General features: G+C 66.5%; 16 protein-coding genes, 4 tRNA genes and 3 pseudogenes. 15 read left to right on the plus strand and 8 right to left on the minus strand.

The window, feature by feature from the left end; all coding sequences use genetic code 11:
• The 7 genes and pseudogenes from NF20_RS28830 to NF20_RS25290 form a co-directional block, all read right to left on the minus strand.
• Window positions 1–702, minus strand: a pseudogene (locus NF20_RS28830) (integrase); the annotation flags it as partial.
• Window positions 699–1,746: pseudogene (locus NF20_RS28835) on the minus strand (tyrosine-type recombinase/integrase). The pseudogenes NF20_RS28830 and NF20_RS28835, both read right to left, overlap by 4 nt.
• 116 nt (window positions 1,747–1,862) lie before the next feature.
• Window positions 1,863–2,876 (minus strand): annotated as a pseudogene (locus NF20_RS25275) (IS256 family transposase); the annotation flags it as partial.
• A gap of 255 nt (window positions 2,877–3,131) precedes the next feature.
• Window positions 3,132–4,004, minus strand: a complete 873-nt coding sequence (locus tag NF20_RS26985) for a hypothetical protein (protein WP_224113137.1) — start codon at window positions 4,002–4,004, stop codon at window positions 3,132–3,134.
• 247 nt (window positions 4,005–4,251) lie between these two features.
• A tRNA-Phe gene (locus tag NF20_RS25280) sits at window positions 4,252–4,328 on the minus strand.
• A gap of 26 nt (window positions 4,329–4,354) precedes the next feature.
• Window positions 4,355–4,431, minus strand: a tRNA-Asp gene (locus NF20_RS25285).
• 29 nt (window positions 4,432–4,460) lie between these two features.
• A tRNA-Glu gene (locus tag NF20_RS25290) sits at window positions 4,461–4,533 on the minus strand.
• 124 nt (window positions 4,534–4,657) lie between these two features.
• On the opposite strand from NF20_RS25290, the gene NF20_RS25295 reads away from it, so the two are divergent.
• Both NF20_RS25295 and NF20_RS25300 read left to right on the plus strand, forming a co-directional pair.
• Window positions 4,658–4,730 (plus strand) — tRNA-Lys (locus NF20_RS25295).
• Window positions 4,731–5,096: 366 nt separating this feature from the next.
• A complete protein-coding gene (locus tag NF20_RS25300) occupies window positions 5,097–5,363 on the plus strand; it encodes an excisionase family DNA-binding protein (RefSeq protein WP_011723805.1) in 267 nt (88 codons plus the stop codon).
• A gap of 44 nt (window positions 5,364–5,407) precedes the next feature.
• Here NF20_RS25300 and NF20_RS25305 read toward each other — a convergent pair whose 3' ends face one another.
• On the minus strand, window positions 5,408–5,710 hold the full coding sequence (locus tag NF20_RS25305; RefSeq protein ID WP_104158194.1) for a hypothetical protein: 303 nt from the start codon (window positions 5,708–5,710) through the stop codon (window positions 5,408–5,410).
• A 101-nt stretch (window positions 5,711–5,811) separates the two neighbouring features.
• On the opposite strand from NF20_RS25305, the gene NF20_RS25310 reads away from it, so the two are divergent.
• The 13 genes from NF20_RS25310 to NF20_RS28630 all read left to right on the plus strand — a co-directional run bounded on the left by NF20_RS25310 (window position 5,812) and on the right by NF20_RS28630 (window position 13,411).
• Window positions 5,812–6,612 (plus strand): phage antirepressor, encoded by an 801-nt coding sequence (locus NF20_RS25310; protein WP_033710558.1) that lies wholly within the window; start codon window positions 5,812–5,814, stop codon window positions 6,610–6,612.
• Window positions 6,613–6,625: 13 nt separating this feature from the next.
• Entirely contained in the window at window positions 6,626–6,913 is a 288-nt protein-coding gene (locus tag NF20_RS25315) for a hypothetical protein (RefSeq protein ID WP_003921311.1), read from the plus strand.
• A gap of 63 nt (window positions 6,914–6,976) precedes the next feature.
• Complete coding sequence (locus tag NF20_RS25320; protein WP_033710557.1) at window positions 6,977–7,291, plus strand: hypothetical protein; 315 nt, start codon at window positions 6,977–6,979, stop codon at window positions 7,289–7,291.
• Window positions 7,292–7,418: 127 nt separating this feature from the next.
• A complete protein-coding gene (locus tag NF20_RS25325; RefSeq protein ID WP_033710556.1) occupies window positions 7,419–7,613 on the plus strand; it encodes a hypothetical protein in 195 nt (64 codons plus the stop codon).
• 60 nt (window positions 7,614–7,673) lie between these two features.
• Entirely contained in the window at window positions 7,674–7,934 is a 261-nt protein-coding gene (locus NF20_RS25330; protein ID WP_033710555.1) for a hypothetical protein, read from the plus strand.
• Window positions 7,931–8,059: a hypothetical protein gene (locus NF20_RS28620; protein ID WP_011723797.1), complete on the plus strand. Its 129-nt coding sequence runs from the start codon at window positions 7,931–7,933 to the stop codon at window positions 8,057–8,059. Before NF20_RS25330 ends, NF20_RS28620 begins: the two co-directional genes overlap by 4 nt.
• Window positions 8,052–8,906, plus strand: a complete 855-nt coding sequence (locus tag NF20_RS25335; RefSeq protein WP_033710554.1) for a PD-(D/E)XK nuclease-like domain-containing protein — start codon at window positions 8,052–8,054, stop codon at window positions 8,904–8,906. Before NF20_RS28620 ends, NF20_RS25335 begins: the two co-directional genes overlap by 8 nt.
• A 15-nt stretch (window positions 8,907–8,921) precedes the next feature.
• Complete coding sequence (gene recT, locus NF20_RS25340) at window positions 8,922–10,034, plus strand: recombination protein RecT (RefSeq protein WP_033710553.1); 1,113 nt, start codon at window positions 8,922–8,924, stop codon at window positions 10,032–10,034.
• Window positions 10,035–10,174: 140 nt separating this feature from the next.
• Window positions 10,175–10,618 carry a hypothetical protein gene (locus NF20_RS25345; protein WP_033710552.1) on the plus strand — a complete coding sequence of 148 codons (444 nt, stop codon included), beginning with the start codon at window positions 10,175–10,177 and terminating at the stop codon, window positions 10,616–10,618.
• The gene (locus NF20_RS28625) at window positions 10,615–12,279 is read left to right on the plus strand and encodes a DUF6745 domain-containing protein (protein WP_050594193.1); all 1,665 of its coding nucleotides are present in this window, start codon (window positions 10,615–10,617) and stop codon (window positions 12,277–12,279) included. The genes NF20_RS25345 and NF20_RS28625 overlap by 4 nt, the downstream gene beginning before the upstream one ends.
• Before the next feature lie 42 nt (window positions 12,280–12,321).
• Complete coding sequence (locus tag NF20_RS25360) at window positions 12,322–12,732, plus strand: hypothetical protein (RefSeq protein WP_003921296.1); 411 nt, start codon at window positions 12,322–12,324, stop codon at window positions 12,730–12,732.
• Window positions 12,733–13,103: 371 nt separating this feature from the next.
• Complete coding sequence (locus NF20_RS25370; RefSeq protein WP_033711055.1) at window positions 13,104–13,289, plus strand: hypothetical protein; 186 nt, start codon at window positions 13,104–13,106, stop codon at window positions 13,287–13,289.
• Window positions 13,289–13,411 carry a hypothetical protein gene (locus tag NF20_RS28630; protein ID WP_023870750.1) on the plus strand — a complete coding sequence of 41 codons (123 nt, stop codon included), beginning with the start codon at window positions 13,289–13,291 and terminating at the stop codon, window positions 13,409–13,411. Before NF20_RS25370 ends, NF20_RS28630 begins: the two co-directional genes overlap by 1 nt.
• Window positions 13,412–13,464 lie beyond the last annotated feature (53 nt).

Consider the following 13,464-nt stretch of genomic DNA (forward strand, 5'->3'; position numbering starts at 1 on the left):
GGGCCGCAGCACCGCCGCGCGCACGCCGATGTAGCGCAGCAACGTCTGACGGATCGGGTCGGGCATCTCCACCTCGGTGAAGCGCTGCTCGAGGCTACGGGCCCACCGCCGGCGTTTCGGCGCGGTGTCGATGACCGCGGTCTCGAACAACAGCTGCCGCAGGCTGGCCAGCCGCCCCCTGTATGCCCGCCGCGACGATGGCGGCACCACGGTACGTGACAGCGCGGCGTCGAAGTCGTCGAGCGCGTCGCCGGTCAGGTCGGCGACCATTCCGCCGTGGTGTGCCAGCACTACCGCCAGACATTCGCCGAGGACCGTCTCGACCCAGGAACTCCTCCAGCCCAACCGAATTCCCGCATTCCGCAACGCGGCGAATCCGCTCGGATCCCGGTCCTCCACTGCGCGGCCCAGCCCGGTCAACTGTTTGACCGCGGCCAGCTCGACGTCCAGCCGTAACCGGCCGGTGCCGATCGTGTGACAGATCAGCGGCCACGCCCCGGTGTCCCGTATCTCGGCGATCCGCTCGGCTGCCGGCAGCGTCATCCAGGCGTGCAGGTCGCGGTGGCGTGCGGTGAAGTCGCGAGCGATCCGAATCCGGTCGCGTACCGCCCGCCCGCTCAAACCCAGGGTGGCGACGTGGTCGAGATAATCCGCCACCACCTCGTCGGCGCCTACGGGTTGGCCGACCAACACCGTGGTCACTGCCGGGCTCCGGCCAACGTCGCACGAGCAGCACCGTATTCGGCGGCGAGCTGCTCGATCGACAAATGCACGTAGCGGGCCGTGGTCTCCGGCGAGACATGCCCCATCAACGCCCGCAACGCCAGCAGATCGATTCCGGCCGCCGACAATTCGGTGCCGTAGGTATGCCGTAAACGGTGCGGCGGACTCTTGTGGCGCCAGAGGTCTCCCGGTGCCGACGGAACAGGCTGCGCAGCCCGGCCTCGCTGACCGGTGCACCGGTCGTCGGCCGCGCAGCACTACGAAGCACTGCGGCGTCGCCAACCCCGGCGGCCGCTCCCATCGCAGGTAGGCGGCGAGCTCGGTGAAGAACGCCGCATCGACCGGGACATGACGTTCCTTGCCGCCCTTGCCGATCACCCGAAGCCGGCGCCGGCCCATATCGACGTCGGCGAGCAGCAGGCCACGCGCCTCGGCCGAACGCAGCCCTCCGAGTAGCATCACCAGCACCATCGCCCGGTCCCGGTGCGTTGCCAGTGTCGCCAGGAACGCGTCGACATCGTTGGTGGACAACGATTCCGGAAGACGCTGCGGCTGACGCACCAACCTACCGCCACTGCGTGCACGCCCGGGACCCAGATGACCGAGCAACCCCCGCTGCGACTGGCGCAGCCCCTGTCCCCGCCGCGGCGACGGCACCGGATTGTCGGTGCAGACACCGGTCATCACCAGATACTCGAATAACGCGCGCACTGCCGCGACCCGGCGGTTCACCGTCGAAGCTGCCGGCGGGGTCGACGAGCGGTGACCGCCGGTGGGCTGGTCCGTTCGGCGGACGCCTTGCCAGTCGATCCAGTCGAACACCAACGGCGCATCGACCGCGGCGAGCCCGACCGCTTGCTGGACGAGGAACCGGCTCAAATTGGCGACGTCGAATGCGTAGGCCCGCACCGTGGCCGCGCTGAACCCCCGTCCCGCCAAATGGTTGAGAAACGCGTTCACCGCGTCCTGCCCGTCCCAGTCGCCCTCCAGGACATATCCGCTGTCGCTCTTGAGTACCCGCATCGCCGCTCCGCCTTCCCCCACCGAGATGCAGACAGCATCCATCCGTGCTCAGCGCTTGTGCGTGAACCTCACGCTGCAGCCCGAACCGTGTCCCCGGAGAGCCGGTTAACGGATAGTGGGTTGTTGGACCAGATCTGCCGCCAAATTTGTTTGGGGAAGGCGGTGAAGGCGAGCAGGTCGGCGCGGGCGTCTTCGAGGTGGTCGGCGACCTTGGGGAGCTTGTCGGCCAGTGCGTCGATGATGCGGTCATATTGGGCTGCAACGGAACCGGCGTCAGGTTGATCGAAGACCGAATGCAGTAGTGTGCGTACCCACGGCCACGATGATTTCGGAGTGATGGCCATCAGGTTGGTGGCGTAGTGGGTGCGACACCGTTGCCACGATGCCCCAGGCAGGGTGGCGCCGATCGCGGCCACCAGACCGGCGTGGGCGTCGGAAGTGACCAGACGGACCCCTGATAGGCCGCGGGCGGTCAGCGACCGCAGGAAGGTCAGCCAGCCGGCCCCGTCCTCGGCGGTGGTGACGTCGATGCCCAGGATTTCGCGGTAGCCCTCGGCGTTGACCCCGGTGGCGATCAGCGCGTGCACGTTGACCACCCGGCCTGCTTCGCGAACCTTGAGCACCAGGGCGTCAGCAGCCATGAACGTGTACGGGCCTGCATCCAGTGGCCGGGTCCGGAACGCCTCGACCGCGGCGTCGAGCTCTTTGGCCATCACGCTGACCTGGGACTTCGACAAGCTGGTGATGCCCAGAGTCTCGACGAGTTTGTCCATCCGCCGCGTCGAAACGCCCAGCAGGTAGCAGGTAGCCACCACCGTGGTCAGGGCCCGCTCGGCGCGTTTGCGCCGTTCCAGCAGCCAGTCCGGGAAGTACGAACCTTGCCTTAGCTTGGGAATCGCCAGATCCAATGTGCCTGCGCGGGTGTCAAACTCGCGGTGCCGATACCCGTTGCGGGAATTGGTGCGCTCGCTGCTGCGCTGGCCGTAGCCGGCACCGCACACCGCGTCGGCTTCGGCGCCCATCAGGGCGTGAATGAAGGCGGCCAACAACTCGCGCAGCACATCAGGGTGCGTGGTGGTGAGTCGTTCGGCCAGCACGGCAGACAGGTCGATATCGTGGGCAATGGTCATCGCGTTGATTCCTTTGCTCGAGTGACTTTGGTCGGTCCCTCGAAGAATCACGCGATGACCTTCATTCATCCGGCTACGACACGCCGGTCATCACCGGCTCGTACACCACTCTGCTGGACGCAACTAGGTACTGGAATCGATAGCCTTTGGCACCGTGGTCTAGTACGGCCACCGGCGTAATTTAAGCGTCGCCGCCGGTTCCGCCATGCGACAGCGAAGCGTCGCGTGGCCATTGACGTCCGCGATAACAGCAATTCAGGCGAGGACATCGAGCAACCTCTCTCGATTAATCTTGACGAGTTCGACCGTGAAACGGTGCGCAGTCTCCGTCATCCCTGGGGCAGAAGCAAATAGGTCCTCAACGGTCCGCCGTTCAAGCGACAGTATCCGTTCACGCCAGTACTCGCGGGTGCTCGGTCCACAGAGTCTGATGGCGTCGCCTGCCAGGTCCACGAGTGTCTGCCAACGCGTGCCCTTGCGATGCTCAAATCGGCTCGCGTGCCCACGTTCTGCCCATTTCATCACTGTTCCGTCGCGTAAGTGCTCGGCGCGCAGTTCGTCGCTCAACGTAAAGCCGAGGCTAGCTGCGTGGTCGAAAGAGGGCTCGGATACGTCCGGCGGCGGCACAAGGACGGCCCAGTTGCGGTCGTGGCGATCTCCATGCGCGATCAACGCGTCAAACAGGAGATATCCTGCGAACGCATCGAAAGCCCGAAACGACGTAGGCATCGATGAGCCTGGCGGTGATCCAAACCGTGTGAGTGCCTGCCTGATAGAGCCGACATTGTATCCGCGCGCTTCAGGATCAGTCGGGTCGTAATCGATAACCACCTCTGGCATTAGCGCCTGCCCTGCCTGCAATTCCCACTCTGGCAATCGCACGTCTTCAACCAATGCGCCACGCACCCCGCCCCGAGTGGCTAGTTCGACCGTGGCCGCCGGCACTCCGACCAGCCGAGCCATCTCGCTTCCGAGCTTCTCCACAGTGTCTTCCCCGAGGGAACGATCGCGCTCTGGCCGTGCGGGTTTGAACAGCCAGGTACGCTCTCTCGACGGATGTTTGAGCCAGTCGTGCGGATGCTGGCCCTGGCTCTCGAGGCCAGCGACAGCCCAGTCGTCGGCAGCCACGACTGACCAGCGAACGGGCACGACGCAATTGTGCCTCGCAGGTGCTAGTGCAATCGCCACTGGCCACGCGCATGTCGCGTAGGGCTCCGCTCGAAGACAGCGGAGAGTCGAGGGGGACGGATCCGATACAGAGTTGGCAGCGACGGCACCTCGTTTTTGGCCCCATATTGGCCCCATCGCCGAGTCCGAATCGGTGATGACGAGTTCGTAGACAGAGCGAAAAGGGGCGCTGAAATGCACAGATACTTGGTGGCCAGGGGCGGGATCGAACCGCCGACCTTCCGCTTTTCAGGCGGACGCTCGTACCGACTGAGCTACCTGGCCGGAAGGCAGCGAGTGCCTCGCCGCGCTGGCGACCCTGACGGGACTCGAACCCGCGACCTCCGCCGTGACAGGGCGGCGCGCTAACCAACTGCGCCACAGGGCCTTGCTGCTGCTCCGCGTCGCCGCGTTGCGTACCCCCTACGGGATTCGAACCCGCGCTACCGCCTTGAAAGGGCGGCGTCCTAGGCCGCTAGACGAAGGGGGCCAGAACCGAATCTCTCCGGGGTACTCGCAACGTGGTTTCGTTGGGAGCCACGTCAGCTTAGGTCACCGTGGGCCCAATCCTCAAACGAGCCCGGTTTTGGGTCCAAGTATCCTGAAACTCCGCGGCCCCTATAGCTCAGTTGGTAGAGCTACGGACTTTTAATCCGCAGGTCCCAGGTTCGAGCCCTGGTGGGGGCACTGGCTTTACCCCCGTCGTTAGGGTCCGGCGGTTCGAGCTCCACTTCGGGCAGCAAGTCCGTGATCGGGACCTCGAGCCACGCCGCCACCGCGGCGAGGTCAACTGCCGACCAGACGGTCTTGCCGCGTAGACGGTTCGATACCGAGCCTTGGTCGACGTTTAGGACGGCCGCGAGCTGTTTCTGCGTGCGGCCAGCGCGCCACATGAGCGTGTGGACGCGTTCACCAATCAGCGCGTTGCCCTGCTTTTTCGGGTCCGGCGCTTCCATAGATGTCATAAGCGTCAAGATACGCCATAGACGACACGCGGCACAATGCCTGTGGCGTTCTTGACATCTTATGGCCATCCGCCATACAGTGCGTCGCATGGCCGATCGCCATATTCATGCAGAAGAACCAACTAATCAGGCTCTCACCGTTGCGCAGGTCGCCGATCAGCTCAGCACCAGCGTGCGCTCGGTGCAGCGGTGGATAAAAGAGGGTCGCGTCCGGGCCGTACGGCTCCCAGGAGGACGCGGTTATCGCATCTACCAGCGGGACCTTGATGAAGCGCTGACGGTGATCGAGACGCAGGCGCTCACCAAGCAGGCGATCCGCGAAATCGTCCGTGAGGAAATAGAGGCCAGCGCATGACCGCGCTGACCGAGGCTCGGGTGCGGGAGATCGTCCGTGAGGAGTTAGCCGCTCAGCAGGCCGAACTCCACCATGATCGCCTCCCAGGTGGAGTCATTGATTCCGGGACGTCCTTCGAGTCGCTCGATCCGGTTCTCCAAGGTCTGGACGCAGATGGAGAACGTCGCCGCGAACTTACTGACAACTTGGTGGAGTTTCTCGATGGATATATCACCTTCGTCACCACGGACGGAACGCAGGGACTCAAGCAGATACAAGACGCTGTGAGTCGCCGTCATCGTCTCCGGAACGTGGTTCGTGAGGGCCCGGATTCCGTCTCGGGCTTCGTCGGGGGTGGGGGTAGTCACGATGCTTCTCCTTCGCTCGGTCTGGACAACCAGAGCGTAGGAGAGGACCGGCCGGGCCCGGCTGGGGAAGTCGGGCCCGGCCACGCCGAAAGCGGCGACGCATGAGCGCCGTCGAGCTGTTCCGCTACGAGGGCGCGCACCTACGGACTGTGCTGGTCGAAAGCGAGCCGTGGTTCGTGGCCGCGGATGCCTGCCGGATGCTCAGCCTCCGGGACACCACTTCCGCGATGAAGATGGTCCACGACGACGACAAACGGCTTTTGCACAGGTCAGATACTCCGCAGTTGTTCGAGGGTATCGCCGCCCAGGTCCAGGTGATCACGGTCGTCAACGAGTCCGGCATGTACGCGCTCATCTTCCAGAGCAACAAGGACCGGGCCCGCGACGTCCGTCGCTGGGTGACAAGCGAGGTCCTGCCGTCGATCCGTAAGACCGGCAGCTACGGCGCCCCCGTGCTGACGGAGGACGAGATCGTTCACCGGGCGCTGACCATCACCCAGGCCCGCGTCGAGGCGCTGACCGCGAAGGTGGTTGAGCTGGCCGCGCCCGCGTCGGCGTGGAACGAGCTCGCTGAATCCACCGGCGACTACGCGGTGGCCGACGCCGCGAAAGTGCTGTCCCGGGATCCGAGCATCAGCATCGGTCGTGACCGGCTGTTCCTGTTCATGTCCGCCGAGCGGTGGCTGTTCAAACGTGACGGCCGGTGGCGCGCCTATCAAGCCCAGGTCGACTGCGGCCGGCTGGCCGAGAAAGTCGGGCGCCCGTTCTGGCATGAAGGCCGCGGCGAATTGGTCGCCGGTGAGCCCACCGTGCGGATCACGCCGAAGGGGCTCGCGGAGCTGCATAAGAGGCTGCGCGGCACTGGGCAGCTGGCGTTGGTGAGCGCGCGGTCGCGCTCGTGAGTGGAGCGGTGTCGTGATCAACGCATTACGCTGGCTCGCCGCCGCCGCCTTCGACGCCCTCGCGCACATCGCCTACCCGGCCGCTGACGCGATCTGGGAGGAGCGCCGCCGGCGCCCCGACGCTGAACTGATCCTGCTCGACGAGATGGCCGATCACCTCGGCGTGATCCGCGCGCAGCTCGAAGACATCCGCAACCTGCTGCTGGCGCGGCAGCCGCCGCCGTGCAACTGCAATTCGACGGTTCCCGGCTTCCACACCTTCGACTGCCCAGCCAGCCCCTACCCGCAGCCCGCCAAGTAAGCGGCCCGTCCCCGAAGAGAGCGGGGACGGGCCAACCCAACCAGGAAAGGAACCCCATTTCCCGTGAGCAGCCCGATTCTAACCGGCCCCAAGCGGATCCTCGCCCGTTGGCGGCAACGCCACCAGCCGGTGTTGCAACTCGAGCCGGTGATGACCGACGACGACGTCGACTTCCACTCCGACCTGCACTACTTCCGTGACCTGCTCGAGGCGATCCACACCCGCAGCATCTATGAGCGGGCCCCGATCGCGGCGTTCCCGACGATCATGTCCACCACCCTGGACATCGCGCTGTTCCTGGTGGCCCAGGACTTCCCGGACGAGGCCGCCGCTGACATCGCCGCGTGGCGCGCCGAGCTGACGGGCGCCGCGGCATGAGCGACCGGTGGCTCGGCCCGTGGCCGCTGTGGATGGTCATCTTCGGCCTGATCTTCGGCGCCGCCCTCGTCCTGTCTGTTCCAGCTGACGGCAGCGTATGCGTCACCCCGGCAACGGAGGTCGAACCATGAAAGCAGCCCTGTTCAACGCCATTGCAGCCGTGGCGGTTTCGGCGCTCTACCTGACCGCGTGGCTATCCCATGAAGGCGGCATCAACGCCGTCTTGAGCGCCAATTGGCTTGGCGTCTCGGCGCTTTGGTTCAGCACAGCGCACTACCGGTTGAAAGAACAGAAGGCCCGCAAAGGAGCACCCGATGCGTGACGCCGGCCAGACCATCGACGAACTCCTCCGCGAAATCCTCGACATCGGAGAGGGCGACGCATGAGGCGCCGACTCGACCGCAGCCCGGACCCGGATCTCGACCAGGTCGCCAGCATCGCCGTCGGTGTGGCTGAGAAGATCCGCGACGACGACCGCCGCCTGCTGTTCGACCAGCTGACGGATCTGTGCCGCTGGCATCCCGCGAAGGCCGCGCAGCTGATCATGACGTTCGCCGCCTGGTTCGACCTCGACGTGCCGGTGCAGGCGTTGTGGGCCCGCGTGCACGACATCACCGGCGACGTCACCCGGGGGGCGGCGTGACCGACGAAGACGAATGGCGCGCCGCGGTGGCCGACATGTCCGAGATGGACCGCGCGGTAACGGAATACGAGTGCCGGCGCGCGTTGGGTTTATGCGGCGACCGGGAGGACGCACGCTATGAGTGACACCCAGCGTGTGGGCGTGCACGGCGGCATCCCCGAGGCCGTCTACCACGCCGACCGCGCCAGCCTGTCCTACTCCGGGGCGAAGCTGCTGCTGTCCTCGCCGGCCAAGTTCCGGCGCGCCCAGGATCAGCCGCCGAAACCCAAGCGCGAGTATGACCTTGGGCACCTGGCGCACAAGCTGATCCTCGGCAAGGGCGCTGATCTGGTGGTGGTCGACGCCCCGGACTGGCGAACGAAGGACGCCCGCGAGGCCCGCGACCAGGCGCAGGAACTCGGCCTGGTTCCGGTGCTGGGATCCCAGCTGGCCAACGCCGAGCAGATGCGCGCCGCTGTGCGTGACCACGAGCTCGCCGGGCCGCTGTTCGCCGAAGGCCGCGCGGAGGTCTCTATGTACGCCGACGACCCCGAGACGGCTGTTCGGCTGCGGGGCCGGGCGGACTGGCTGACCAACGGCAACGTCATCGACATTGGCGACCGGCTGCTGATCGTGGACTACAAGACCACCACCGACGCCAACCCGAAGTCTTGGTGGCGCGCAGCGCTGCGGTTCGGGTACCACATGCAGTTCGCGTGGTACGTCGCGCTCGCCCGCGCGCTGCGGCTCGACGACTCGCCGATCTTCCTGCACGTCTGCCAGGAACTCGAACCGCCGCATCTGATCTCGGTCAACGAATTCGGGCTCGACGAATACAAGCTTGGCCTTGAGCAGATGCGAGAAGCAATCGACATATACGTCGAATGCCAGCAGACCGGTACCTGGCCCGGGTATCCGCCGCTCATCCACCCGATCAGCTACGCGCCGTGGGCATTTCGGCGCGACTTCAACGAACCCGTCGACATCGACTAGAAGGAGACCCACGTAATGACCGCCACCGACTATAAGCCTGTCGCGCAACGCCGAACCGTCGCCCAGGCCGAAAACAGCCTGCAGAACAAGATCCGGCAGATGGAACAGCAGTTCCAGCTCGCCATGCCTCGCGGTGTCGAAGCCGTCCAGCTGGTCCGCGATGCCCTGACCTGCCTGCAGTCGAACCCGAAACTGGCTGAGTGTGAACACAAGTCAGTCCTCGGTGCGCTGATGACATGCGCGCAGCTCGGGCTGCGGCCCGGGGTGAGCGTGCTCGGGCAGGCCTACCTGTTGCCCTTCTGGGACAAGAACCTCGAGCGCCCGAACGGCGGGAAGGGCGGCTTCCGCGCGCAGCTGGTGATCGGCTACCAGGGCTACGTCGAGCTGGCCTACCGGTCCGGCCGGATCGCGTCGCTGCACGCCCGCCGCGTCTACGCCAACGACTACTTCGAGATCGAATACGGTGCAGCCGAGGACAAATGGGTGCACCGCCCCTATCTCGACGGGCCGCGCGGCGACGTCAAGCTGTACTACGCGGTCGGGCGCACCGTCGACGGCGGCTACCGCATCACCGACCCCGTCTCCGTCGCCGACATGCAGGCCTACCGCGACCGGCACGCCACTGCCAAGGACCGCAACGGCAAAGTTGTGGGCCCGTGGGTGGATCACTTCGACGCGATGGCCGACAAGACGATGATCCGCACCCTGATGAAGCTGCTGCCCAAATCGACCGAGCAGCAGCAGGCCATCGCCCACGACGGCGGTGTCCGCGTCGACGTCACCCCAGATGCGATCAACACCGAGCCCGACTATGTCGACGGCGAAGTGGTGGACGACCCTGCGCTGGGTGCCTCAGAAAATCGTCCAGAACCGGAAACCTCGCAGGTCAACGATGCCCCGCCGGCGGACGAACCGCCGACCGATCCCGCGGCGGACGTCCAGATGGCCGGCCGATCGGAACTCGCACGGCTCAACCAGATCCGGGTCGCCGAGAAGCTGGACGACGACGCCAGCTGGTACGACTACGTGCACACCGTCACCGGCGCCCGCGTGACCGCCGACAAGGCGCTGACCCTCGCCCAGGCGAAGCAGATCATCGACGTGTTCAGCGAAGACGCGCAGCGGTGACCCGAGACCTCGGGCCGCGTCAAAGCGCTCACCTCCCACGCCCAAGGCAGAACCACGACCCGCTTTCTTCGTTCCCGGCGAGTTCTGACCTGCGCGGCCCCGGCCAACTCAAAAGCCCACGCCCCGAAAGGAACCCACGAATGCTCGTCACCGACAAACCCCACGACCTGCCATCGACGAACGCGCTCGACGACATCCCCGACGACCTGCTCGACGTCCCAGCAGCCTACCTCGCGTTCGGCTCGACGCCGTGCGCCATGGACGAACCCCCCGCCGTCGGCGAAGTCCGCACCTACATCGTCCGTGCGCGCTGCACCGCCGAACACGGCCCGATCGAACGCAAAGACGGCGAGATGCGCTACACCCGCACCCTCACCATCCAGGCCGCCTGGGAAGCCGGCAAACAGCCACCCAGCACCGACGAGGACCAGCCCGGCCTGTTCGACGAAGCCGGCGACCCGAACCCCGGCGCGTTCTACAGGGCCGTCGCAGCCGACGATCAGCTGTTCGGAACCGGCACCGACGTCTACCTGCGGCAGCCGGAGCAGGTCGATCAACTTATCCGATCGGCGGCTCAGTCATGAACAAGGCTCAGCGTCTCACCGAACTCACACCAGCCCAACAGGACCGGATGGCCAGTTTCGCCCAGGAGTGGATCCAACACGGCTGGCGCACACAACCACTCACCGAGGAAGAATGGGCTGTTTGGGAAGCCGGCGCCCGCAAGTGTTACGAATTCGCCGGGCTCCCATGGCCGAACGTCGTGATTCGGGTGTCCTCGCCGATGGTGGGCGCGTTGGCGGCGCCGTTCGCGGCGATCGCGATCGCTCTGCACCGCGCGCTTCCGAGCGCGTTGGGAACGCTCGAACTCCCTACTGATCCTTCGGCGGTCGGCTCGGCGGTCGGCTCGGCGGTCGACTCGGCGGTCGGCTCGGCGGTCGGCTCGGCGGTCGGCTCGGCGGTCTACTCGGCGGTCTACTCGGCGGTCGGCTCGGCGGTCGACTCGGCGGTCGGCTCGGCGGTCGGCTCGGCGGTCGACTCGGCGGTCGGCTCGGCGGTCGGCTCGGCGGTCTACTCGGCGGTCCGCTCGGCGGTCGACTCGGCGGTCGACTCGGCGGTCGGCTCGGCGGTCTACTCGGCGGTCTACTCGGCGGTCCGCTCGGCGGTCCGCTCGGCGGTCGACTCGGCGGTCGACTCGGCGGTCGGCTCGGCGGTCGGCTCGGCGGTCTACTCGGCGGTCGACTCGGCGGTCGGCTCGGCGGTCGGCTCGGCGGTCGGCTCGGCGGTCGACTCGGCGGTCGGCTCGGCGGTCGGCTCGGCGGTCGACTCGGCGGTCGGCTCGGCGGTCGACTCGGCGGTCGGCTCGGCGGTCGGCTCGGCGGTCGGCTCGGCGGTCTACTCGGCGGTCTACTCGGCGGTCGGCTCGGCGGTCGGCTCGGCGGTCGGCTCGGCGGTCGACTCGGCGGTCGGCTCGGCGGTCGACTCGGCGGTCTACTCGGCGGTCGGCTCGGCGGTCGACTCGGCGGTCGACTCGGCGGTCGACTCGGCGGTCGACTCGGCGCCCATTAAACCCTTCTGGCACCAGCTTTTTGGCGGCCGCCAGTGGTGCTGGTGGCCCGCGTTCATCGCCTACTTCCGCGATGTCGTCGAACTCCAACTCGACAGTGACATCTGGGACCGCTCGCGCGCCTACCAAGATGCCGAGTCCGCCGGCTACTGGTGGCCCAACCGCGACTTCGTCATGGTCTGCGACACCCCCGCCGTCCTTCACGTCGAAGCCGCGGCTGGCCAGCACCGCATGCACTGCGAAACCGGACCGTCCGTCGCATGGTCGGACGGATGGGGCCTCTACACGTGGCACGGCACATCCGTACCGCGCGACCTCATCGAAACCGGCTGGGACGTCGAACGGATCATGGCCGAACGGAACGCAGAGGTTCGGCGCTGCGCCATTGAGAAAATGGGCTGGGACCAATTCGTCCTCGCCGCGGGGTTGAAGCTCATCGACGAAGCCGACGACCCCGGCAATCCCGGCCAAATCCTGCGGCTGTACGACGTGCCGCGCAAGGTCCTCGACTGGCCCGTACGAGTGCTGGTCGCACACAACGCCACCCGCGAACGCGACGGTTCCCGCCACACATTCGGACTCACCGTGCCCACCGACTGCCGCACCGCAGTATCGGCGGCCGCGTGGACGTTCGACCTGTCCGAACGCGAATACGCCCAGCTGGCCCGCGCCACCTAGATGTCCGAGCCGTTCACCGAAATAACAGGAAAGGAAACAAGAATGGCAACAACCACACAACTGATCGAGGCCACCGGTGTCAAAGTCGTCACCGCGGCCGACTTCGCCGACGTCGAGATCCCAGTGCTCGCCGGGGTGCAGCGCCAGGGCGACGTCCTCGTCCGCCCAGCACCAGTAACCGCGAAGACCGCGGTGCCAACCCAGGGCACTTCCGTGGTGCGCGGCGAGTCCGGGGGCAACACCCATGCCGTCTATGCCGCCGACGGACCCGTCTACTGCGACGTGTCCACGCCTTCGGCGCGAAGCCTGCGCGTCGCGGTGCTGTCCGTCCCGGAGGGCTCGACCGCATACCTGGGGCACCCCGAGCACGGCTACATGGGCATCGGCCCCGGCAGCTACGAGATTCGTCGGCAGCGGGAGATGGCCGAAGAAATCCGCATGGTCGCCGACTAGGAACCTCCCCCATTTTGGGTGTCTGGGCTGCGCACACGCATGACCGAGCGCGCCCAGACACCCAGAAGGGGTTTCACTATGCCCGGAATAGGAGGCCGATGATGGCCGAAATCGACATCATGACGCAGACCGCGCGCCGTATCCGCGCGAGCTCGACCGCGCCGGCATGTGCTGCGGTTGCGGCTACTACTTCGCCGTCCACGGCGCGCACCGCGCCGACTGCACAACCGAGCTGGCCCGCCGTGAACGCGACCGTAGCGGCCGGGCCCGCTGCGACTGCTGCGGCGACAAGACGCCCGTGAAATCGCTGCGCTGGGACCGCTACAGGTGGCAATGCGCCGCGTGCGCGGGCGGGTTGATCGGGGCCGGCAATGGCGCGTGAATGCCTGCTCTGCGGCGACTTCGAATCCGAGCACGAAGCCGACGAGAAGGGCGACCGGTTCCTCGGCCGATGCCGCGCACGCAACTACTACGGCCCCGGCCGCAACGACTACGTGCAATGCGACTGCCCCGGCCTAGAACTGGCGCCAGACGACAACAACGAAGGGGGCCGGTGATGGTGCTGCCGATCTTGCTCACCCTGTTCTGCGACCGCTGCGGCGGCCTGTTCAAGACACCGGCGCTGCGGCCGATCTGCCAGCCATGCCACGCCGCCAACGAGAGAGGCCGCCGCCGCTGATGTATCGCAGACACAACTATCGAGATGACATCGCCGGTCCCGTTTGGCTGTAC

The sequence above is a fragment of the Mycobacterium sp. MAC_080597_8934 genome (genome assembly GCF_000523975.1).
GTDB lineage: Bacteria > Actinomycetota > Actinomycetes > Mycobacteriales > Mycobacteriaceae > Mycobacterium > Mycobacterium avium.

What these genes read in the sequence shown, in the direction of transcription:
- NF20_RS28630 (WP_023870750.1), top strand. Translation starts at nt 13,289, where the DNA reads ATGGTGCTGCCGATCTTGCTCACCCTGTTCTGCGACCGCTGCGGCGGC.
- NF20_RS25345 (WP_033710552.1), top strand. Translation starts at nt 10,175, where the DNA reads ATGCTCGTCACCGACAAACCCCACGACCTGCCATCGACGAACGCGCTC.
- NF20_RS25330 (WP_033710555.1), top strand. Translation starts at nt 7,674, where the DNA reads ATGAGGCGCCGACTCGACCGCAGCCCGGACCCGGATCTCGACCAGGTC.
- NF20_RS28625 (WP_050594193.1), top strand. Translation starts at nt 10,615, where the DNA reads ATGAACAAGGCTCAGCGTCTCACCGAACTCACACCAGCCCAACAGGAC.
- NF20_RS25325 (WP_033710556.1), top strand. Translation starts at nt 7,419, where the DNA reads ATGAAAGCAGCCCTGTTCAACGCCATTGCAGCCGTGGCGGTTTCGGCG.
- NF20_RS25300 (WP_011723805.1), top strand. Translation starts at nt 5,097, where the DNA reads ATGGCCGATCGCCATATTCATGCAGAAGAACCAACTAATCAGGCTCTC.
- NF20_RS25335 (WP_033710554.1), top strand. Translation starts at nt 8,052, where the DNA reads ATGAGTGACACCCAGCGTGTGGGCGTGCACGGCGGCATCCCCGAGGCC.
- NF20_RS25310 (WP_033710558.1), top strand. Translation starts at nt 5,812, where the DNA reads ATGAGCGCCGTCGAGCTGTTCCGCTACGAGGGCGCGCACCTACGGACT.
- recT (WP_033710553.1), top strand. Translation starts at nt 8,922, where the DNA reads ATGACCGCCACCGACTATAAGCCTGTCGCGCAACGCCGAACCGTCGCC.
- NF20_RS25360 (WP_003921296.1), top strand. Translation starts at nt 12,322, where the DNA reads ATGGCAACAACCACACAACTGATCGAGGCCACCGGTGTCAAAGTCGTC.
- NF20_RS25370 (WP_033711055.1), top strand. Translation starts at nt 13,104, where the DNA reads ATGGCGCGTGAATGCCTGCTCTGCGGCGACTTCGAATCCGAGCACGAA.